The sequence below is a fragment of the Phycisphaeraceae bacterium genome, from assembly GCA_019636735.1.
Lineage (GTDB): Bacteria > Planctomycetota > Phycisphaerae > Phycisphaerales > SM1A02 > VGXK01.
Window position 1 is genome coordinate 79593 of record JAHBWY010000001.1, and the last position, 22386, is coordinate 101978.

Annotated in this window: 18 protein-coding genes; 9 read left to right on the forward strand and 9 right to left on the reverse strand. The window is 66.8% G+C overall.

The genetic code is table 11. The annotated features are described in order from the left end of the window. Positions 1-13: 13 nt before the first annotated feature. From KF724_00320 to lpdA, 4 genes are all read right to left on the reverse strand, one after another. On the reverse strand, positions 14-616 hold the full coding sequence (locus KF724_00320; protein ID MBX3354124.1) for a LemA family protein: 603 nt from the start codon (positions 614-616) through the stop codon (positions 14-16). A 285-nt stretch (positions 617-901) separates the two neighbouring features. Continuing rightward, entirely contained in the window at positions 902-1528 is a 627-nt protein-coding gene (gmk, locus tag KF724_00325; protein MBX3354125.1) for a guanylate kinase, read from the reverse strand. 89 nt (positions 1529-1617) lie between these two features. Beyond that, complete coding sequence (locus tag KF724_00330; protein MBX3354126.1) at positions 1618-2832, reverse strand: hypothetical protein; 1215 nt, start codon at positions 2830-2832, stop codon at positions 1618-1620. Between the two features lie 232 nt (positions 2833-3064). Continuing rightward, a complete protein-coding gene (gene lpdA / locus KF724_00335; GenBank protein MBX3354127.1) occupies positions 3065-4546 on the reverse strand; it encodes a dihydrolipoyl dehydrogenase in 1482 nt (493 codons plus the stop codon). A 195-nt stretch (positions 4547-4741) separates the two neighbouring features. Here lpdA and KF724_00340 point away from each other — a divergent pair, with 195 nt between their 5' ends. The 6 genes from KF724_00340 (at position 4742) to KF724_00365 (ending at position 12283) form a co-directional block, all read left to right on the forward strand. Beyond that, positions 4742-6346 carry a response regulator gene (locus tag KF724_00340; protein MBX3354128.1) on the forward strand — a complete coding sequence of 535 codons (1605 nt, stop codon included), beginning with the start codon at positions 4742-4744 and terminating at the stop codon, positions 6344-6346. Positions 6347-6519: 173 nt separating this feature from the next. Next, entirely contained in the window at positions 6520-7296 is a 777-nt protein-coding gene (locus KF724_00345) for a metallophosphoesterase family protein (protein ID MBX3354129.1), read from the forward strand. A 12-nt stretch (positions 7297-7308) separates the two neighbouring features. Further along, the gene (gene yidC / locus KF724_00350; protein MBX3354130.1) at positions 7309-9753 is read left to right on the forward strand and encodes a membrane protein insertase YidC; all 2445 of its coding nucleotides are present in this window, start codon (positions 7309-7311) and stop codon (positions 9751-9753) included. Positions 9754-9781: 28 nt separating this feature from the next. Beyond that, complete coding sequence (locus tag KF724_00355) at positions 9782-11380, forward strand: 50S ribosome-binding GTPase (GenBank protein MBX3354131.1); 1599 nt, start codon at positions 9782-9784, stop codon at positions 11378-11380. Between the two features lie 136 nt (positions 11381-11516). Next, positions 11517-11912, forward strand: a complete 396-nt coding sequence (locus tag KF724_00360) for an acyl-CoA thioesterase (GenBank protein ID MBX3354132.1) — start codon at positions 11517-11519, stop codon at positions 11910-11912. Between the two features lie 26 nt (positions 11913-11938). Then, a complete protein-coding gene (locus KF724_00365; protein MBX3354133.1) occupies positions 11939-12283 on the forward strand; it encodes a DUF721 domain-containing protein in 345 nt (114 codons plus the stop codon). A 7-nt stretch (positions 12284-12290) separates the two neighbouring features. Here KF724_00365 and KF724_00370 read toward each other — a convergent pair whose 3' ends face one another. Then, a complete protein-coding gene (locus KF724_00370; GenBank protein ID MBX3354134.1) occupies positions 12291-15386 on the reverse strand; it encodes a serine/threonine protein kinase in 3096 nt (1031 codons plus the stop codon). After that, a complete protein-coding gene (locus KF724_00375) occupies positions 15373-15942 on the reverse strand; it encodes a sigma-70 family RNA polymerase sigma factor (GenBank protein ID MBX3354135.1) in 570 nt (189 codons plus the stop codon). The genes KF724_00370 and KF724_00375 overlap by 14 nt, the downstream gene beginning before the upstream one ends. Before the next feature lie 136 nt (positions 15943-16078). On the opposite strand from KF724_00375, the gene KF724_00380 reads away from it, so the two are divergent. Then, entirely contained in the window at positions 16079-17203 is a 1125-nt protein-coding gene (locus KF724_00380) for a hypothetical protein (protein MBX3354136.1), read from the forward strand. Between the two features lie 203 nt (positions 17204-17406). Here KF724_00380 and KF724_00385 read toward each other — a convergent pair whose 3' ends face one another. Next, positions 17407-18519 (reverse strand): ABC transporter ATP-binding protein, encoded by a 1113-nt coding sequence (locus KF724_00385; protein ID MBX3354137.1) that lies wholly within the window; start codon positions 18517-18519, stop codon positions 17407-17409. 461 nt (positions 18520-18980) lie between these two features. Here KF724_00385 and KF724_00390 point away from each other — a divergent pair, with 461 nt between their 5' ends. Beyond that, positions 18981-20114 carry a hypothetical protein gene (locus KF724_00390; protein ID MBX3354138.1) on the forward strand — a complete coding sequence of 378 codons (1134 nt, stop codon included), beginning with the start codon at positions 18981-18983 and terminating at the stop codon, positions 20112-20114. A gap of 181 nt (positions 20115-20295) precedes the next feature. On the opposite strand, the gene tmk is transcribed toward KF724_00390, so the two are convergent. Continuing rightward, complete coding sequence (gene tmk, locus KF724_00395) at positions 20296-20985, reverse strand: dTMP kinase (GenBank protein ID MBX3354139.1); 690 nt, start codon at positions 20983-20985, stop codon at positions 20296-20298. 82 nt (positions 20986-21067) lie between these two features. Here tmk and KF724_00400 point away from each other — a divergent pair, with 82 nt between their 5' ends. Further along, positions 21068-21580, forward strand: a complete 513-nt coding sequence (locus tag KF724_00400) for a hypothetical protein (protein ID MBX3354140.1) — start codon at positions 21068-21070, stop codon at positions 21578-21580. Here KF724_00400 and KF724_00405 read toward each other — a convergent pair. After that, positions 21553-22368 (reverse strand): YggS family pyridoxal phosphate-dependent enzyme, encoded by an 816-nt coding sequence (locus KF724_00405; protein ID MBX3354141.1) that lies wholly within the window; start codon positions 22366-22368, stop codon positions 21553-21555. The genes KF724_00400 and KF724_00405 overlap by 28 nt on opposite strands. Between the last annotated feature and the right edge of the window lie 18 nt (positions 22369-22386).

The following is a 22386-nucleotide window of genomic DNA, read 5'->3' on the forward strand; positions in this document are numbered from 1 at the left end:
CGGGCCCGCTCGATCAGAGCTTCACGGAGGGAAGAGCGCGGGCGGAGTCATCCGCCTGATAGAGCGCCGACTCGGCGAAACCGAAGAGTCCGGCGACGAGGTTCTGTGGGAAGACCTGACGCGCGGTGTTGTAGGTCATGACGGAGTCGTTGTAGGACTGTCGCGCGAAGGCGACTCGATTCTCGGTGGAGACGAGCTCTTCCTGGAGCTGCATGACATTCTGGCTCGCCTTCAGGTCGGGATAGCGCTCCACCAGCCCGAAGAGGCGGCCCACGGCGCCGTCGAGTGTCATGTTGGCGGCGGCGAGCGCGCCGATCGCCGCGACATCGCCTGGTGCTGCGGTCAGCGCCGCCTGCATCGCCTGCGTCGCGTTGGCGCGGGCGGCGATGACCGCTTCGAGCGTCTCTCGCTCGTGCGCCATATAGCCCTGCACGGCGCTGACCAGATTCGGAATCAGGTCGTAGCGACGACGGAGCTGCACATCAATCTGCGAGAAGGCATTCGCCACGCGAACTCGCAGCGTGACCAGCCGGTTGTAGATGAGCGCGAGCACCACGAGCGGCACCACCACCACCAGCGTGAGGCCGAGAATGACGATCGCCGCCGGTCCGAGCAGCGCCAAGGTCGTGACGGTGAGTGGCACGGCCGCGGAGTTGTACCGCGCCGCGCGGCCGAACGACCCTTCGCTCGAAGGCACTCACGCCTTCGGCGAGGGGTCGTCTCGGGAGAGTGCACGCGGCATGAACCGATCGGGCGACCATGGAAGGTTCGTTTGACCGACCGTGGTCCGCGTGCGGTGTGCCCTTTCTCAAAGGGCATCTGAGACAAGAGATTGCATCGAGCCCGGCGCTTCGCAAGAGCTCGGCGATGGAATCGCGCGAAATTGATCAGGTTGCGACGATCAGCCGCGCGTCGAGTCCGGTCCCGTGGGCGACGCGGAGGCTTCTCGGTCGCCCGCGCCGAGCCGATCGCGAACCAGGTGCTCGACCGCGTCGACGGCGGCGGCAAGATCGTCGTTCACCACGAACGCGTCGTAGGTGCCTTCGCGCCGCGCGCGGGCCATCTCGTGCGTGGCCTCGGCGAAGCGTCGTTCGATCGCGGCGGCGTCATCGCGGCGGCGCGACTCAAGGCGCCGTCTGAGTTCCGCCTCGCTCGGCGGCAGGATGAAGACCGAGAAGGCGGCGGGGCGCTTCTGGCGCACGCTTTCGGCGCCTTGAACATCGATGTCGAGCACCGCGATGCGCCCCTGGGCCACGGCCTGATCGACGGGCTCCGCCGGGGTGCCATACCAGTGCCGTCCGAAGACCTGCGCGTGCTCCAGGAAGCGACCCGTGTCGATCCACTTCTGGAAGGTCGCCTGATCGATGAACCAGTAATCCACGCCGTCACGCTCGATGTCCGACTTCGGGCGCGTGGTGGCCGAGACGCTGAAGTAGCCGTCGAACCGGCGCACGATCTCGCGCACGATGGTCGTTTTGCCCACCCCCGATGGCCCCGAGATGACCAGCAGCAGTCCGGCGCGGCTCATGCGCGCGATGGTACCCGCGCGTCTTCGTCATCGTCATGCCTTGGTGCCCTTGAGCGGTGCACACCATCGGCGCCACTCGAGCCTCCGCGCTACTCCACGATCGTCGCCCGATGGAGCAGGGTCCAGCCCGCGGGCCGAAACGCGGGGAAGCGACCCATGGTCCCGATGAGGGCGCGCACCTGATCCTGGTCGAGCAGGAGCGGCTCATCGTCAGTCGACGACTTCGAACCCCGGGGCGCGGAGTTGACCGGGAGCGCGCCGGGCGCGCCCCACCGGCGCAGGTGCTCGAGCGAGAACGCTCGCTCCCGCAGCGCCCACGATCCGCTGCGCTCGGCGATCTCGAGCACCTTGTTCGTGAAGATCCCCAGCGCGAGGTTCTGCGACTCGCCCTCGAGGTGCGCGAGTGCCAGATTCGCGCCATAGACGCACCACCAGCCCCATGCTTCAAGCATGGGCCCGGGCGTGCAGGTCAATGGATCAATCACGGCATCGAGGCCGCCCATGATCTGGTCGATACCGCGCTCCGCGGCGAGCATGCCCGTCTCGACTTCACACTCCACGATGCCGCCGCGCGCCGTGTGGGCGGCAGCAAGAAGGTGTTCAAGGTCGGCGCCGTCAATGGTGAGCACGACGGCGTCGACTCCCTCGACACCCTCGATGAGATCGCGGCATGCGGCCTTGGCCAGCACGGGTTTCATTTCAGGCTGCATGCGCATCAGCCGTCGCTGGGCATGACCGCGCACGACGCGTGCAAGCGCCACCGCGCCTGCGGCATCAGCGGGAAGATCGCCGCGCTCCTGCTGACGGAGCAGTTCCGACGCGAGCGCCCGCGCCTCGGCGAGGTGCCAGAGCGTGAAGTGCACCTGCGCGAGTTCCGCGTGCACTTGCGCCCGATCCAAGCGTGACAGCGAACCATCGAGCAGCGCTTGCTGAAGGAGCGAGACAGCCATGTGCTCGAGGCCCTGCCGCCGGCAAGCCCGAGCGCGCTCTCCAAGCGAGCCGGGCGCATGCGGTGAACCTGGCGCGCCGGGAGCCGCGGACGCATTGTCGAGAGAGCCCTCGAACAGTCCCGGGACAGCGCCCTCGGCGCCCCAGAGGCAATCGGCGACATCACCCACGGGCCACTCGAGCAGGCGCGCGATGCCGACCACCAGATCGAGCTTCGGGTTCCCGCTCTCGGGAATCATCTTGGCGGGTTCCCGACCGAGAGCAGCGGCGACCTCCTGTCGAGTCCAGCCGCGATAGAGACGGGCGAGATCGATCACATGCACCAGGCGATCACGACGACACTCAAGAATGGCCATTGCAAACTCCTTCGCTTGGCGTGCCGCGCGATGGACCGCGCCCCACGCGTCGGACCCGATCGGTCCCGACAAACCCGCCCACGAGCGAACTGAATAGCGGAGGCCTGGTGCGCGTCGAATGGCGCTGGCGGAACTTCAACGACAGCCGATCGCATTGGCCGCTGCGCGCGACAGCCGAAATCGGGACCTGCGGCGTGGAACGCGCGTGGATGGCGCGTGGACGAGCGGTCGATCAGGCGTGGATCATGCGGCCTTCGATGCCGAGCGCCGCCTCGTGGATCGACTCGGCCATCGTCGGATGCGCATGCAGCGTGCTGATGATGTCCTCGGCGGTTGCTTCGAGGCGCCGCGCGAGGCAGATCTCATGAATGAGCTCGCTCGCATCCTCACCGAAGATGTGCGCGCCGAGGATCTCGCCATAGGGCTCGCTCGCGACGATCTTGACGAAGCCCTCGTTGGCGCCGACAGCGATCGCCTTGCCATGCGCCTTGAGCGTGTACTTGCCGATCTTGAGCTTCAGGCCCTTGGCCTTCGCGTCGCGCTCGGTAAGTCCGACGGAAGCGATCTGCGGATTGCAGTAAGTGCACCCGGGGATCGACGCGTAGTCGATGCCCAGCGTGTGATGACCCGCCATGCGCTCGACGGCGGTCACGGCCTCTTCGCTCGCCACATGCGCGAGCCACGGCGGTCCGATGACATCGCCGATCGCGTAGATGCCGGCAACGCTCGTCTGGTAGGTCGGTTCCTTCTTCTCGCGATAGTCCGTCCAGATGTGGTCCTTCTCGATGCGAATGCCGAGCGAGGCATCGAAGAGTCCGTCGTAGCGCCCCTTGACGCCGATCGCCACCAGCACCACCTCGGCCTCGATCTTCTGCGACTTCGATGCGTCCTTTGCGTCGACGAGCGTGACGGTGGCGCCGCCCTTCTTCTTCTCGACGCTCTTGACGGTGGTGCCAAGATGGAAGGTCATGCCCTGCTTCTCGAAGACGCGCTTGGCTGCGGCGGAGATGTCGTCATCTTCTACTGGGAGAATGCGATCCATCATCTCGACGACCGTGACCTTGGTGCCGAAGGCGTTGTAGAAGTAGGCGAACTCCATGCCGATCGCGCCCGATCCGACGATGACCATCGAGGCCGGTCGCTTCGGCAGGTTCATCGCCTCGTAGCTCGAGATGATCGTGGTCCCGTCGCTCGGTGAGCCCGGGAGCTGGCGCGGCGAAGCGCCGGTCGCGATGAGGATGCGATCGGCCGTGACCGTCTCGCCCGCTCCTTCGCCGGTGCCGCCGTAGTAGTGGCCGGTCGCCTTCGAGATCTGCACCTTGCAGGGGCCCGAAGCGCTCTTGCCGGAGAGGACCTTCGCGTGACCGATGAGGTGGTCGATCTTGTTCTTCTTGAAGAGGAAGGCGACGCCGCCTGAGATCTGCGTGGTGATGCCGCGGCTCCGTCCGATGACGCGCTCCCAGTCGACCTTCACCGCATCGGGCTTGATCTCCAATCCCCACTCCTTGCCGTGCGTGATCGCCTCGGTGTAGAGCTCGGCGTTGTGCAGGAGCGCCTTCGTGGGAATGCAGCCCCAGTTGAGGCAGACGCCACCGAGCTTGTCGCGCTCGACGCAGGCGACCTTCATTCCGAGTTGTGCGGCGCGAATGGCGCCGACATAGCCGCCGGGCCCTGAACCGATGACGAGAAGGTCGTAGTGGCGTGCGCTGGCCATGGGAGTGTGCTCGCGGTGGGCGGGTTCGAGGATGGCGCCCGGTGGCGGAGCAAACGGCTGACCGACTCCGAACGGGGCGCGAAGGGCGGATATCCTAGGGTTTCCGCGAATCGTGCGTCCGCGGTTCGGCACGCGGGTGCCGGCGGCCGCCGGGCCAGCGCTGGGTGTGGAGCGAACGGGCCACTGAGGCGACTTGTGTTCGACACCAATCCACAGCGTGACCACGATCGCCTGGAGCGATGCCTTCGAGCGGCCCGAGCCGGTGCCTTCGAGATTCTGCTGCCATCGAGGGCGGTGCGCTTTGGGGTGTCGCTGCGGTCATTGCTTGGGGCGGATGCGCAGAGCCTGCCCGATGCGATCGAATCGCTCGAAGCGCGCATCCACCCGGAGGACCTCGATCGAGTTCGCTCGATGCTTGATGAACAGGCCCGTGCGCCGGGGCCGTTCGTGGTGGAGTTCAGGGCCCGCAACGCCGCCGGTCGCTTCGTGTGGATGGTCGCGCTAGGTGAAGGGCAGCGCCTGGAGGCCTCGCGGGCTTGGAGCGCCGCCGAGGGCGAGTCGCAGGGGGGAGCGGCAAACGGCGCGGCGGCTGCTGCATCGACCATCCGCGTCTCCGGGATCGTGCAGGCCGCGCATCTCCGCCCCGACTCGAGCCACGAGCGGCGCGCGGCGCCGCGAGCGTCGTTTCTCGCCGCCATGAGCCATGAGATCCGCACGCCGATGACCGCCATCCTCGGATTTGCAGATCTGCTCCGCGAGGCGGCCACGCCCGACGCCGTGGCGACGGCGGCCGAGGCGATTCATCGCAACGGCGAGCACCTGCTCAGGATTGTGAATGATGTGCTCGACCTCTCGCGCATCGAGGCGGGGGCGATGACACTCGAAGAGATCGCGGTCTCACCGGTCGACCTCTCGCTTGAAGTCTGCGAGGCCTTCGAGCCTCGGGCGCGCGAGACGGGTGTTGAATTGCGCGTCGAGCTGCTGGGGCCGGTGCCCTCGCTCATTCGCACTGATCCAACGCGCGTGCGGCAGATCCTCTTCAACCTGGTGGACAACGCGCTCAAGTTCACGGAGCGCGGATTCGTCAGGCTCGGCCTCGAACGCGGGCCCGGCGAGAGCATCCGCTTTCATGTCAGTGACACCGGCATGGGCGTCACCGAGGAGCAGATCGGCCGCATCTTCAGGCCGTTCACGCAGGGCGATGCGACGACCCCGCGCCGATTCGGCGGCTCCGGACTCGGGCTCGATATCTCGCGGCGCCTGGCGCGAATGCTGGGAGGCGACATCACCGTGCGCAGCACGCCCGGTCGCGGCTCGACCTTCACGGTGGAGATTTCGAGCGGACCCCTGGCTGGCGTCCCCGAGGTGACCTCGATCGAGCCGCGTCGCGCGGGGCGACACCGCGCGCCATCGCCGTCACTTCGTGTGCTGCTTGCCGAGGATGGTGCGGACAACCAACGCCTGCTTCGGCACCATCTGGAGCGCGAGGGAATGTCGGTGGTGGCCGTGAGTGACGGCGCGGCGGCCCTCGAAGTCGCCACCGCAGCCGATCGTCGCGGACAGCCCTTCGACCTGGCGCTCGTGGACATGCAGATGCCGCGTCTCGATGGTCTCGGGGCGACTCGAGCGCTCCGTGACTCAGGATTCCGTGGGCCCATCATCGTGCTGACCGCCCACGATGTGGCCGGCGCCCGCGAGGCCTGCCTTGCCGCCGGGAGCAGCGAGGTGCTCGCCAAACCCATCGAGCGCCACCAACTCCTGGAGTCCATCCGGCGTCATCTTGAGCGAGCCGGAGCCTGAGGTCGTCCGCGTTTGGCCCGCACACTCACGCGCAAGGGGGGCCGGTTCGATCGACCTCGGGGCGATTCTCGGCGGAAGAGAGCCGTTTTCGAGTGGCGGCGATGCGCACTTTGACGCAGGTTCCCGCGTTCTTCTAGCATCCTCGACTCCGCCCCCAGCCGCGGCAGCCACTCGTGCGTATCGCCCTCATCAGTGACATCCACTCGAACCTCGCCGCGCTCGACGCGGTCCTCGCGGACATCGAGACGCGCAGCGTGAATCAGATCGTCTGCCTCGGGGACATCATCGGGTATGGCCCCGACCCGGTCGCGTGCATCGATCTCATCTCGCAGCGCTGTTCCTGGTGCCTGATGGGCAACCACGACTTCGGCGTGCTCTACGAGCCAACGAACTTCAATGCGGCGGCTGAAGCGGCGGCGTACTGGACGCGCCAGCAGATCGAGCAGGCCGCGCGGCAGAACCGCGACGATGGCGTTCGGCGCTGGGAATTCCTCGGTCGTCTCAAGGTGCGCGTGCTCTTCGATCGCTACCTGTGCGTGCACGGTTCGCCGCGCCGCCCGATCAACGAGTACCTCTTCCCCGAGGATGCGCTCAACAGCCCCGTCAAGATGCAGCAGGTCTTCGATCGCATCGAGCGCGCGTGCCTCGTGGGCCACACGCATGTGCCCGGTGTCTTCACGAACGAACCGGACTTCTATTCGCCGACGGACCTCGGCGGGTCGTACACCTTCCGCGAGGGTGAGAAGGCGATCATCAATCCCGGGTCGGTGGGCCAGCCTCGCGACCTCGATCCGCGCGCGAGTTACGCCGTCCTGACCATGGACAACGGCCAGCCCGGGCGCATCGACTTCCATCGTCTCGAATACGACGTGCAGTCCACGGTCGACAAGATTCACGACATTCCTCAACTCCACGATTGGCTCGGCGACCGCCTGCTCGAAGGTCGCTAGATCGAAGAACCCATGACTCCCGCCGTCCGACGCGCCGTCATCACGACGCTGGTCCTCTTCGTTGTCGCGGGGATCTTCGCGGTCGCCATCAAGGGCGGAGGCAGCCGTGCCAAGACACCCAATGCGGATGCCGCGGGCGCCGACAACGGAGCGCTCGTCGATCGCGGCGCTGCGGGAACCGACCGCTCGATCGCCTCGCCCTCGCCGACGACGACCGCGCCGAGTGCGCCGCTCGACTCCGCTGCATCGGGTTCACCAGCGACACCTGCGCTTGCTGACTCAGCCGCGCCCGATCAAGACCGCGCCGTCGCGAGCGATGCCACGGCGGGCGACACACTCGCAAGTGGCGCGCAGGCCGCGCCGGTCACCGACGCGGCGAGCCCGAGTCAGAGCGACGCGCCGTCCGCTGCGGTCACTCCGCCGTCAACCCAGGGCGAGAGCACTTCGCCGCCTGTGACACCGCGGGCACGCCCCCGAGCGCGGCCGGATGGATACTCCGCGATCTACGAAGCACGGGTGCCGGGAGGTGCGGAAGCGCCCGATGAGGCGGATCTCGTTCCGCTCGGGTCACTCGACCCCGCACAGGCCCGCTTCAGGGTCCGCTTTCATCCGCGCGGCGCGGGTGTCAGCGAGGTCGTCTTCTCCCAGTTCTGGAAGAATGTTTCCGAGCGCATCGCGTTCGAAGCGCACGAGCGGGCGGTGCGCGCGGGCCGACCGCCGCCGCCGCTGCCGCCCGACTCGGAGCGCTATGTGCTTCAGACGCTCCAGCGCTTCGGCAGCACCACGATTCCGCTCCTGGCGGCCATCGATGTGAATGTCGATGGCGAGCAGGTGAAGCTCCTCGATGATGTCTGGGGACAGGTGTCGCCCGGCGTCTTCGCGACGGAGATCGTCGACCTCGACGATGGCACGCTCGTGGCGCGCATCGAGCGCCGCTTCGAAGTCACCGGTGCGGTCGATGGCTTCGGCGCCGGTTACAACCTGCGGCTTCTGCATCGCATCGAGAACCACACGGGCGCCGAGGTGCCGGTGCGGCTTTCGCAGTGCGGACCGGGCGACCTGACGCTGGAAACCGCGCTCTTCATGGACACGCGCCGCTTTCAGTTCGGCTACCTCTACAGCCCGCAGCGCGATCCGAGCCGCCAGGCGGTCATTGTGCACGGCGCGACGGAAGAGCGCTCCGAGGTTCTCTCGCGGATTGATGCGGGCAACAACCTGCTCTGGCCGACGCCGGCGCAGCGCGAGGCGGGCTACGAAATCAGCTGGTACGGCACCACCAATCGCTACTTCGCGCTGGCGGTGCACGCGCCACTCGAACCGCCGCAGCAGACTTCGAAGAGCCTTGCCCACGCCGTCGAGCAGGTGCTGGTCACGGCCAGCCCCGGCGAACCCGCATCACGCGTCATCTTCAGCACCCTGCGCGCCCCCGAGATGCGGGTTCCCGCGCGCTCGGCCGTGAACCTCGAACTGGGTGTCTATGCAGGGCCTCTCGATCCGCGTGTGCTCGATCGCGTGGAGCCCTTCGCGGCGCTCAACCTGAGCGGTCTCATTCTCTACCAGATGAGCGGCTGCTGCGCCTGGTGCACCTTCGCGTGGCTCGCCAAGGGCATCGTGTCGCTGCTGATCTTCCTGCACGACCATGTCGTCTTCGACTGGGGATTGGCCATCATCGTGCTGGTGGCCATGGTGCGCCTCATGCTGCATCCGCTCACCCGTGCGTCGCAGATCAACATGCAGCGCTTCGCGCGCGGCATGCAGGAGCTGAAGCCGCAGCTCGACGCGATCCAGAAGCGCTACGCCGACGATCCCGAGCGCCTGAAGGCGGAGCAGTTCCGACTCTATCGCGAGCGAGGCGTCAATCCCGTGGGCTGTCTCGGGGGAATCCTGCCGACCTTCCTCCAGACGCCCATCTGGATCGCGCTCTACGCGGTGCTGTTCTTCGCCTTCGCGCTGCGGCAGGAGCCAGCGTTCTTCGGTGTCTTCCAGCTCTTTGGCGGCTGGATGTTCCTGGCCGATCTGAGCGCTCCCGATCACTTCATCAGTTTCGGGCGTTCGCTCAACTTCTGGCTCTTCTCGCTCGATGGCATCAACATCCTCCCGATCCTGATGGGTGTCGTCTTCTGGTTCAGCCAGAAGTACATGTCGCCGCCGCCCACCACCAAGCTCACACCCGAGCAGGAATCGCAGCAGAAGATGATGAAGTGGATGATGGTTCTCATCTTCCCCATCTTCATGTTCAAGATGCCGTCGGGGCTGACGCTCTACATCCTGACCTCGACCATCGTGGGTCTCTTCGAGAGCCGCGCGGTACGGAAGCAGATCGAGAGGATGGACCTCTCGCCGAAGCAGCCCGCGAAGAAGAAGAAGCAGGATCTGATGGGTCGCATGTACTCCGACGCGCTCGAGCGGGCGCGCGAGAAGCAGAAGGGCCCGCCGAAGAAGTACAAGGAGCGCTGAGCGCCGGCGTGGCGCAGCGCGCCATCGCATGGACCGTCACTCGATCATCGCCGCCGTGGGCTCGCCTCCGGGCCGGTCGTGGCGCGGGATGATCCGAGTGTCGGGGCCTGGTGCGTTCGACCTGCTTCGCTCGCTGGTCCTGAGCGGATGGCCCTCGAAGTCCGGCGCGGTGAAGTCGGGCGCGCTCCCCGCGGTCGCAAGCGAGCGGTCGGGAGCCGAACTTCGCCGGTGGCCTCGCGGCATCTTCCGCGTGCGCCTCCGCGAGCCTGCTCTCGGGTTTCCCGCGCTGCTTCTCGTGCTTTCTGCGCCGGGCAGTGCCACGGGCGACGACACATTCGAACTGCTCCTGCCCGGCAATCCGCTCTTTCTCGAGGGGCTGATCGACCGACTGGTGGCGCTCGATGCGCGAGTTCGCCGAGCGGGGCCGGGAGAGTTCTCGCTCCGCGCCTTCCTCAACGGTCGCATGACGCTCGATGCCGCCGAGGGGGTGGCCGCGCTCATCCGCGCCGCCGATGATGAGTCGCTGCACGCGGCGCAACGGCTCTCGCGCGGCGAACTCGCTCGGCGGGCGGAGCGCTGGGTCAGTCGACTCATCGAGGCCCTCGCCCTCATCGAAGCGGGCATCGACTTCACCGACGAGGAGGATGTCGTCGCCATCGCCCCCGCGCGCCTTGTGGAGACCGTCCGCGTGCTTCTTCACGAACTCGATGAAGGACTGCACGCGCCGAGATCGTCGACGGCATCCTCCGGACGCGCGCGGCGCTCTCTCGAGTGGCGGCCTCGCGTGGTTCTGGTCGGCAAGCCGAATGCGGGCAAGAGCACGCTGTTCAACGCACTCATTGGCCGCCGCCGCAGTGTCGAGAGCGCCACGGTCGGCACCACGCGCGATGCCGTTGAGGTCGAAGTCGAAGTGAGCGTCGCGGGCTCATCAGCACTTCGCGTTCTGCTGACTGATCTCCCCGGCGTGGATGCTCCGGGCGCCGCCTTCGACACAGACCCCCTGCACGCGCGCCTCCGATCCGCCGCGTTGAGGGCGGTCAGCGAGGCGGATCTGCTTCTTCACTGCGTGCCCGCGGGAGAGGAAGGCGCGTCGGGTGCGATCGATGAGGTGCTGAGCGCGAGCGTTCCGATCCTCATGGTCCAGACGAAGTGCGACGGCCGCGCCGGGGGTGGCGCGGCACCGAGTGCCGGTGCGCACGCATGGAACAAGGCTGGTCCTGACCACGCGATGGCGAGGCCGGTCATCGATGGTCCAGCCGTCAGGCCCAGTGACCCACCGACTCATGAGGGGACCCGCAGGGTCATTCGCACGAGTGCGCACCTCGGGCACGGACTGGGCGAACTCCGCAGCGCGATCGCCCTGGCCCTCGCCGACCAGGTGAAGGCGCTCCAGGGACACGCCGCACTTCTGCCGCGCCACGCCGCTGCGCTGGCCGCCGCACGACAGCATCTCGAGGAGTGCGCCGAACTCGCGATGCGTGAGCCGGCGATGGGGCCTTGGACTTCACCCGAGCGTGTCGCGGCGCTCCTGCGGCTTGCCCTCGATGCATTCGGACAGATCACCGGCGCGACCGCGCCCGATGATGTCCTCGCCCTGATCTTCTCGCGCTTCTGCATCGGCAAGTAGCGAGCGCGCCAGGCGGGACGCGCTCCCCTCGGATGCGCCCTCACGGGCGCGCCATCGGCGGACCAGTTGAACGCGCCCGTGCGCCCGTCGCCCGCCTTCAGACGCCCCCTGTCGGCCTGCCGATACGCTGGAGGCCGTGACCGGTTCCATTGACATTCGCGTGCGCTACTGCGAGTGCGACCCCATGGGCGTGGTGCATCACACGGTCTATCCCATCTGGTTCGAGATGGGTCGCACCGAACTGTTGCGCTCCACCGGGCGAAGCTACCGCGAGCTTGAGACCGAGGGCATCCTGCTCGCCGTTGTCAAGCTGGAGGTGCGATACCGCGCGCCCGCCCGGTACGACGATCTCGTGACTCTCGTGACCACCCTCACCGGGAGTGGTCATGTGAAGATCGAACACACCTACGAGCTGCGTCGAGGCGCCGAGGTGCTGGCGGTCGGGTCGACCACGCTCGCCTGCCTCGATCGCGACGGTCGCGCCCGTCCGCTTCCCGAAGGGTTGGAGTGGGCCGGACCTGCGAACCGATGATGGCGGGTAGCCTCTCCGTGACAGCCATGAGCGCCTCGACCATCGCCCAACTCGAACGACTGCGGAGCTTCCGAGGTCGCCGCGAGCGCGACACCGCCATTGCGCCGCTGCTCGAGGCGATTCGCCGCGATCTGAAGCGTCAGGATCGTTCCGCAGGTGGCGCGGATGAGGCCTGGCGTCGCCTGCTTCCCGCCGAGCTTCTCCTGACCACGCGCGTGATTTCGTTCGCGAGAGGCGTGCTCGTGGTGGCGGCGGACTCATCGGCAACGGCGTACGAACTCAACCGTTTCCTTCGAAGCGGATTGGAAGCGGAACTTCGCGCCGAACTTCGCTGCGGCTCGCTGCGTGTCCGGGTCCGCGTCGGCGAGTGAGGCCCGTTCACGGCGCGGCGAGCGGCGTGGCCGTTCGGGGCGCGCTCGGAGGCCGCGGGACCAGTCGATCGAGCCGCGACAGTTCGACCGATGTCGGACCAGCCACCTCGATGATCGCTTCCCGCAGGCGCGTGAGCCGCGCGGGCCACTCGGCACTGGTCGCGATCGCTGGATCTTGAGCGATGGTCGAAAGGAGCGTGGCGTAGAGCGACCACCACTCCACCAGGCCCGAGGGATCGGCAAGGATGTCCGCCGCCTTCGAAGCAACCTCGGCTGCCGCCTCGCGCCGTCCCGCGGTCAGCAGCGCTTCAGCGCGGTGGACGAGCGAGCGCCCGATGATCGGATGCCGGGGCTGATAGAGCGTCGCCAGTTCTTCGACCAGAACGGCGCACTCCTCGGCGCCGCGAAGCGCGACCTGCGGGTCCGGATCGCTCGCCAGCGCGAAGGCGGCTTCGCGCTGTGCGGCAATCGACTGCGTGCGCGCCGCACCTGGAGTCGCCTTGAAGAGATCCATCGCTCGCAGCGCCTCGTTGCGTGACGCGCCGAGGTCACCTGCGCAGCGCGCGGCAAACGAACGGAACACGAGGACATCCGCCATGTCCTCGTGATCGGCTCCCATCAGCTCGGCGACAAGTGTCTCGGTCTGCGAAAGATCCGCCTCGGCACCCGCCGCATCGCCGACGAGCGCGCGGCAGCTTCCACGAACCATGAGCGTTCGAATCAGGACGGTCGTCGGTCGCTCGGTGCGCGAGGAGTGCTCGAAGGCTTCATGGCTCATCGCGAGCGCTTCGAGCGTGTTCCCATGAAGGGCGAGCGCCTGCGCGAGCTGCAAGTTGACCCACGCCTCGTCCTCACCGCCGGGCCACTGCTTGGCGGCTGCCGTCGCGGCCAACCGGGTTCCTCGCATGAGCTCCACGGCATCGCCGAACCGTCCGGCGCGAGTGAGCCAGGGCGTCAGGGTGCCTCGCAGGCGAAGGGAGGTGGGCGAGTCGGGACCGTCGGCGGCCTCGGCCATTGAGATCGCCTCGCGCATCAGCGCAATGGCTTCATCAACGCGGCCCTGATGGTGGACCGCGGTCGCCGCGGTGGCGAGTGAGATCGCCGCCGCCCGACCTCGACGATGGCCCGCCTTCACGAGCTCGAGTTCGAGTTCGTGGGCATGTCGCGCCCGCGCTTCAGCTTCGGCATAGTCGCGTCGATCGAGGGAGATCAGCGCCAGGTTGTTCTGCGCCACCGATCGGTAGTAGTCCGATGGGATGGTCCCATCGCCAGGCCGCTGCGTCGGCGCGCCGGACAGGAGTGATTGCATGCGCTCCTCGATGACGCGCCCAAGCGCCGCCTCGGCCTCATCGAGCCGACCGCGGCGATGGAGGAACGACGCGTACTCCGTCAGGGCTCCAAAGAGCTGGTGGTCGCGCCCCATCGTGTTGGGATCGGGCATTGCAAGGAGCTCAATACTCCGCTGGAATGCCCGATCTGCGCCTTCGACATCGCCGAGCCTCGCGAGCGTTGTGGCGATGAGCTGACCGACCATGCCCTTCACCTGTCCATCTTCGCCCGCGTTGCCCTGCAGCGCTTCTGCGGCCACCTGCACCAGTTCGCGCACGGTCAGGTCCGGTCGCCCGCCCATCGTCGGGTCGGCCGCAGTCAGGAGATCGCGCAGGAATGCGAAGGAGTGAATGGAGCGGTTGTTCTCGACCTGCGAGTAGTGAAGCTGGCTCTTGAGATCGTCACGGGAGCGCTCCGCGTCCTTTCGCGCTTCGATGGCCAGCCGTTCCGACTCCTGCGCGGCGAGCTTGGACGCGACGGCCTCGGAGCGGGCCTCCTCGGTCTCCTTGAGCGCGCGCGTGGTCCGCACCGCGAAAGTGATCGAGGTCACCGTCGCCGCGATGAGCGCCACGAACGCGGCAGCGAGCCCAATCACGAGGGGCCGATGGCGCCGCGCAAACTTCGCGACCTGATAAAGGGTGCTGGCCGGGCGTGCAAGGATCGGCTCGTGCGCAAGGTGTCGCCGGAGATCGGCGGCGACTGCCCCGGCGCTCGGATAGCGCCGCGCCGGCTCCTTCTCAAGGCAGCGATCGACGATCGTCTCGAGGTCGCCGCGCAGCGAACGGTCGATGGAGCCGAGCCGCGTGGGCTCCGCGTCGGTGATCAGGCGCACCGCCTCGGGCAGCGAGCGCCCGGCCAGGTCGATCGGGCGCCGACCCGTCAGCACTTCGAAGAGCACCACGCCGAGCGCGTAGACATCGCTGTGAACGCCGACCTCCCGGCCTTGGCCCGAGACCTGCTCCGGGCTCATGTACGGAAGGGTGCCGATCACCTCGCCGGCGGCGGTCTCGACGGTCGCCGCATGGTCGCGATCGAGCGCACGAGCGATTCCGAAGTCGAGCACCTTGGGCTCGCCATGCTCGTCGACAAGGATGTTGGCGGACTTCAGGTCGCGGTGGATGACGCCGCGCGAATGGGCATGGTCGATCGCGTCGCAGACCTTCACCATGAGTGCGACGCGCACCCTTGCATCGAGATCGTTGCGCCTCACATGCTCGGCGATCGGTTCGCCGCGGACCAGTTCCATGGCAAAGTAGGGCCGAAGCGGGCCCCGAACGACGTCATCGCCCTCATGCTCGCGGGCGAGCCCGGCTTCGTGAATGAGCGCGATGTTCGGGTGCTGAAGACGGCCGAGCAGCTCCCCCTCGCGATGAAACCGCCTGACGGCAGAGGCGCCGCTTGCGCCTCGAATGACTTTGAGCGCCACGGTGCGCTTCGGAGACTGCTGCTCCGCCAGATAGACGACCCCCATGCCGCCGGCACCCAGAGTGCCCTCGATGCGGTAATCGCCGATCCACGGTGGCGTGCGCTCGTCGTGCGCAAAGCTGAGCTCATCGGCGAAGTCGCGGAGCGCGAGATCGAGCTGGTGTGTCACCGGATCGGAGGCTTCGGCCTTCAGATCGGCCGCCAGCAGGCGCTCGAGCTCATCGGCGAAGCCTGTGTTGTTCGCACGGATGGCGGCCAGTCGCTCTTGCCGGGCCTCGGGTGGCAGGTCTGCCACCTCGGCGAAGGCGCTGCGAAGAGCCGCCCACCGCGCTGGCTCACTGGTCGGCATGACCGAGTTCGTCCGCGAGCCATGCACGGGCCATGCGCCAGTCGAGTTCAACTGTCCTGGGCGAAACCTCGAGGGCATCGGCGACCTCGTTCACGGTCATGCCTGCGAAAACGCGCATCTCAACGACCTGCGCCTGGCGTGGATCGAGCCGCGCCAGGCGGCCCAGGCAGTCATCGACGACCAGAATCCGGTCTGGCGCCGAGGCTCGGTCGGGGGCGTCAAAGTCCTCGATGGAGAGCCGGCGGGCGCCCTTTCCTCGCTTGATCGCGGCCCGGGCCCGGGCGTGGTCGACCAGGATCTGTCGCATGGCGGTGGCGGCGATCGCCTTGAAATGAGCCTGATCTCGCGGATCAGCTTCGCCTTGCGCGAGCTTCATCCACGCTTCGTGCACAAGGGCCGTCGGCTGCAAGGTCTGGCCATTGCTCTGGTTCCGCATGATGGCTTCCGCGATCGCCTTCAGATCCCGGTAGAGCTCATCGTGCAGTTTCAACCTCGAGTCGTGCCGTCCCTGTCGAAGATCCCGCAACAGGGTGGTCGTCTCTTCGGCGGTCAACATGGTGATGATTCTACGAACGGGATTGCGCCATCCAAGCGCCGATTCCGTGAGAGGGAGTGGACGCCGGAACACTGTCGGATCGGCTCCCGGAGGCGGCCCGTCGTCGTCAGGACACCTCGTTAGGAGCTGATAAGTCATGAACACCTCACCGAATCTTCGTGCCGGCGGAATTGGAGCGTCCGGCGTCCTGCTGGCGGCCATGCTGGCGCTCCCCGCCTCGGCCAACAACTGCACCTGCCTTGCTGACCTGAGCGGCGATGGCGAAGTGAACGGCGCCGATCTGGCGCTGATCCTCGGAGGCTGGGGCACTGCGGCGCCGGCACTCGACCTGAGCGGCGACGGCGTGGTCAATGGCGCCGACATCGCGATCGTTCTGGGCGCCTGGGGTCCGTGCACCACCCCCGTGAACGACACCTGCTCGAGCGCGCTGCTGATCGTTCCGGGCACCTATCAGTTCTGCACGCAGAACGCGACGACCGACGGCCCGTCGCTTCCGAGCAACTCCTGCGGTCAGGCGACGATGGTTCACAAGGACCTCTGGTACCAGTTTGCTCCGCAGAGCAACGGCACGCTGACGGTGGAGACCTGCGGCACTGCGACCTTCGACACGGTGATCGCGGTGTACACCTCGATCTTCGACGGGTTTGCCTCGTGCCCGACCGAGGGACCGGGGCTCGCGGTGTTTGTCGGTTGCAATGACGACTCGTGTGGCAATCAGTCGAAGCTCACCGTGAATGTGTCGGCAGGCAAGATCTACAAGATCCGCGTGGGTGGTTACGCCGCGGGTCAGGGCGGCAGCGGCGCGCTGAAGGTCAGCTTCTCGCACCCCGGTGAATCGTGCCAGAACTCGATCACCACCGGATACCCGAACTCAGTGACGCTCTTCGGCAGCACGGTGGACAACGCGGTCCCCACCGACATCCCGAACAACTGCTTCGGCGCGCTCCCGAAGGGTCCGGGCGAATGGATCACCTTTGGCGCGGCGTGTGAGGGCGAGATTGTCGTCAGCACCTGCTGGCCCGGAACGGACTTCGACACCGTGGTGACCGTCCTTCGATACGAGTTCGACTTCAACTGCTGGACCACCTACATCACCTGCAACGACGACTCATCGCTCTCGGGGTGCCAGTTGAATGGACTGAATCGCAAGTCGTTCCTCTCGTTCCCAACCACCAGCGGCGAGGTCTTCCGAGTGATCGTCTCGGGCTTCAATGGCGCGGCTGGGAACTACCAGCTTTCGATCCAGATGAACTGCAACTAACGCGGTGTCCGCCACCCCGGTGAACTCGTGCATCACCGCACGGGCCACCGGGGCGCGGCAGAGCCGAGAGGTGGTCGGGACGCCCTTGCAGTCCCGAACCACATCCCGGGAAAGACTCCTCGGAAGGGAGAAGCAGCACGGCGGCGGCTCGGCGAAAGTCGGGTCGCCGCCGTGTTTGCGTGCGAACCGATGGCATGGATCTGTCAGCGCTCTGCGGGAAGGAGCACCACCTGTGACGCATCGATTTCGAGCGTGATGGTGGATCCGGTGCGATCGGAGCGACGCGGATTGGCCTCGAGAACCTTCAGCTCCGAGCGCTCCACTTCGACCAGGTGTTGCGCCGTCCCTCCGAGGTAGGTTGTCGAACGCACTCGTCCGGTCAGTCGATTGATGGCACCTGGTGCATTCGGCGCCGCAGCACCGGTCACCACACGCAACGCCTCGGGCCGCAGACAGACGAATCGCTTCGCGGCACCGTGCGCCGCCGACGCGAGCGCCTCACTCTCGGCGGGGCCGGCCACGGCCGTGCTCCTCAATGGTCCGGCTGGCGTGTCAATGACCGCGCCGTCACCGCTCCGCTCGCGAAGATCGGCCGCAAGGAAGTTCGCTTCGCCAAGGAACTCCGCCACGAAGCGTGAGTTCGGTCGCTCGTACAGTTCGCCGGGAGCGCCCTGCTGTTCGATTCGTCCGTCACGCAGCACGACCATGCCGTCGGCGAGCGACATCGCCTCGTCGCGATCATGAGTGACATAGACGGTCGTCATGCGGATCTCGGAGCAGATGCGCTTGATCTCATGGCGCATCTCGAGCCGGAGCTTTGCATCGAGGTTCGACAGCGGCTCGTCGAGAAGCAGGACTTCGGGGTTGAAGACGATTGCTCGGGCCAAAGCCACGCGCTGCTGCTGCCCGCCGGACAACTGGTTGGGGCGTCGCTCCGCGTAGGCCTCCATCCGCACCATCTCAAGTGCGCTGCCGACACGGCGACGGATCTCCTCGCCCGCGGCCCGGCGGACCCGAAGCCCGAAGGCGACATTCTCGAAGACCGTCAGGTGGGGCCAGAGCGCGTAGCTCTGAAAGACCATGCCCGCGTTCCTCTTCTCGGCGGCGAGCGTGGTGACATCGCGCTCACCGAAATGGATGCGGCCCGCCGTGGGCTCGAGAAACCCCGCGATCATTCGAAGGATGGTCGTCTTCCCGCAACCGGACGGTCCCAGCAGGAAGTAGAGGCTGCCCGCAGGGATCTGAAGATCGACGCCGTGCACCGCCACCGTTCCACCGAACTCGCGCCTGAGACCTGCAAGCCGGATGGGAACCATGGGAGGCGGAAGATACCCGGTCACTTGCTCAAAGCGGCAATGGTCGGACTGCATGCCCGCAAGTGCCGCGATGGCACCATCTTGGCGCGTGCCGCAGCGGACGGGCCACAAGTCAGCGCTGAGGCGGTGGCGTGGTAGGGCGTGAAAGGGCGTGAAGGAGCGAGAAAGGGCGTGAAGGAGCGAGAAGGGGCGTGAAGGACCGTGAATGGGTGTGACAGGGTGTGTGATGGCGTGTGATGGCGTGCGATGGCGACTGGGCCGGGTGGGAGGGCGGTCTCGAAGTCCCGCACATGCGCCACCGTCAAGAGGGATGTCTCTGCGAGTTCGATGTCGATGCGCAGAATTTCTTTGCGCCTCTGGTGCGCCGAGACCGTGTGGAGATTCGGACGCCGCAGTGCTCTCGGTTCGGCTCCCGGGGGCGGCCCGTCGCCGTCAGGACACCTCGTCAGGAGCTGATCATCATGTACCCCTCACAGAATCTTCGTGCCGGCGGCCTTGGAGCGTCCGGCGTTCTGCTGGCCGCCGTGCTGGCGCTGCCCGCCTCGGCGAACAACTGCACCTGCCTTGCTGACCTGAGCGGCGATGGCGAAGTGAACGGCGCCGATCTGGCGCTGATCCTCGGAGGCTGGGGCACTGCGGCGCCGGCACTCGACCTGAGCGGCGACGGCGTGGTCAATGGCGCCGACATCGCGATCGTTCTGGGCGCCTGGGGTCCGTGCACCACCCCCGTGAACGACACCTGCTCGAGCGCGCTGCTGATCGTTCCGGGCACCTATCAGTTCTGCACGCAGAACGCGACGACCGACGGCCCGTCGCTTCCGAGCAACTCCTGCGGTCAGGCGACGATGGTTCACAAGGACCTCTGGTACCAGTTTGCTCCGCAGAGCAACGGCACGCTGACGGTGGAGACCTGCGGCACTGCGACCTTCGACACGGTGATCGCGGTGTACACCTCGATCTTCGACGGGTTTGCCTCGTGCCCGACCGAGGGCCCCGGACTCGCGGTGTTCGTCGGTTGCAGCGACGACGACTGCGGTTTCCAGTCGAAGGTGACGGCGAATGTGGTGGCGGGGAAGATCTACAAGATCCGCGTGGGCGCATTCGCGGCGGGCCAGGGCGGCAGCGGCGCGCTGAAGGTCAGCTTCTCGCACCCCGGCGAGTCGTGTGAGAACTCGATCCAGTTGAGTTACACCGCCAGCGCCACGGTCATCGGCACCACGCTGGACAACCCGGTCGCCACCGAGATTCCGAACAGCTGCTTCGGTGGATTCCCGAAGGGCCCGGGTGAGTGGATCACCTTCGGTGTGCCATGCTTCGAATCGACTGAAGTGACCGTGACCACCTGCTACCCCATCACGGACTTCGACACCGTCATCACCATCCTCCGCTTCGACTTCGACTTCAACTGCTGGACGACCTTCATCACCTGCAACGATGACTCATCCCAGCCTGGATGCGATCTCAATGGCTTGAACCGGAAGTCGTTCGTCACCTTCACCGGCAGCGCTGGCGGCATCTACCGAGTGGTGATCTCTGGTTTCGGCGGCAGCGCGGGCAACTACCAGGTGGGTATCGGCATGACCTGCAACTTCTGACGCGGTCACTGTGACCCGGTGCGTCCCGTGCGTCACGGCACGGGGCCATCGGGGCGCAGGGACCGTTGGATGGAGGAGGACCGTCTCAGACCCACACCAAGACCGGGGACGGATCTCCAATGAGGGGAGGAAGGGCGCGGCGGCGGCTCGGCGAAAGTCGGGTCGCCGCCGTCTGCGCTGACTAGCGGACACCGTGGCCGACTGCACGGCTCCAGTGCGACGCTGCGTATCTGCCGAGCGCCGCGACGAGTGCGGCGAAGACCTCGTCGGGCTCGCGACTCGCGTCAATCACGAGATGATGACCGGGGTCGCGCTCCACTTGGGCGAGATAGCCGCCGCGCACCCGCCGATGAAAGTCGAGCCCCTTCTGCTCCATGCGATCGAGCAGCGGGGAGAGGCGCCGAGCGCTCGTCACTTCATCGACATCGAAGATGATCACCAGGTCCGGCATGTGCGAGCCGACGGCGACCTGCGCGACCTGCCGGATCTCCTGTTCGGAGAGGCCGCCTGCCGTGCCCTGATAGGCGAGCGTGCTGCTGACAAAGCGATCGGAGAGAACGAAGTCTCCGCGCGACAGGGCGGGCTCGATGCGCTCATGCACAAGTTGGGCGCGGCTCGCCATGTAGAGCAGCATTTCGCATCGGACCGTCATTTCGGTGTGCGCGGGGTCGAGGAGCACGCCGCGAATGCGCTCACCGATCGGCGTTCCGCCGGGCTCGCGGACATCGGTGACGGGAAGCCCGTGCTCGCGGCAGAGGGCAATGAAGCGCTGCATCTGCGTGCTCTTGCCGCTGCCATCGGGACCGTCGAAGACCACGAAGCGACCGCGCAATGCATGAAGCCAGGCAAGAGTGGCGGGTCCGCTGCTCACCCGCGCGAGAATACCGCCGGCGACGGCGCCGCCGAACGATAGGGCTCCCTCGTGAGACTCCCCCAGGCGTATCCTGCCCGCCATGCGGATCGATCTGCGCGATGCCGCGCGGCAACGCATCGGCCGCGTGAGCATTGAGTCATCGCAACGACCCACGCTGGTCCGCGTGGAGCGCCGTGATGATGCCTCCGACGCGCCGACGGCCCACGATGTCTTCCTCAACTGGGACCAGGCGGTCGACGACGCAGGGTGCCTGCGTCACTGCATCGCCTGCGGAGGTCGGGTCTTTCGATCGCGCTCGCTTCCGCAGGTGACACCCGTGGTGGTGGTGCTCGCGGTGGCGGGCGTGCTTGTCGCGGCGTTCGGACTAGCAGCGAATCCGCTGGTCTATGCGGCGCTGGTGGCTGTGCTTCTTCTCGATATCGGCGTGCTGCTGGTCGCGCGCACGCGACTCATCTGCTATCGCTGCGGGAGTATCTATGACCGCGTGCCCGTGGCGCGCTATCACACCGCGTGGAACCGGAGAGATGCCGAAAACGAGCAGATGGCATCGCCGCCGGAGGCGCCTCAACCCTCGTCGGCCTCGTCGGGTTGAGCGGGGGCACCGAAGATGGCGCTGCCGACCCGCACAACATTGGCACCGAACTCGATGGCGGCCTCGAAATCGCCGCTCATGCCCATCGAGAGAATGTCGAAGCTCTCGCCACCCGCCCCCGCGCGACGGACATCTTCATAAAGCTCGCGGCAGCGCTCAAAGGTGCGGCGCGCCGCGTCGAGCCCGCCCTCGAGCGGTGCCATGCACATGAGTCCGCGGACGCGAAGATTGACCATGGTGTCGATCTGGTCGATCAGGTGACGCACGGCTGCCGGCGCGGCACCCTGCTTGCTCTTCTCGCCAGCGACATTGACTTCGATCAGCACCTCCACTGGTTCCGTGGGGGCGTTCTTCGGATCGCGGTTCTCCCGACGCAGGGTGGCCACTTGGATCTCCTCGGCCAGACGGAGATTGTCGACGGAGTGAATCAGTCGCACCAGGTCGATGCACTTGCGCACCTTGTTGCGCTGGAGCGTGCCCACCATGTGCCAACGAAGGGACGCGGCGCTGCCACCAAGTTCGCGGCGCCGCGCAACGAACTCATCCATCACCGGCACCCGCTGAACGAGCTGCTGGACCCGATTCTCACCGAAGTCCACCTGTCCGAGCTGCACCAGTTCGCGAATCTGGTCGAGCGAGGCGCTCTTGCTGATGACCACCAGAAGCACCGACCCGGGTTGTCGACCGCTGCGTCGCGCGGCATCGGCGATGCGCGAGCGCACGGACTCCCAACGCTCGCGGAGCGAAGGCCCGGTGGCCGGTTGAGCCAAGGTCGGGGTTTCACTCATGGCGCAGCGACGGTACCC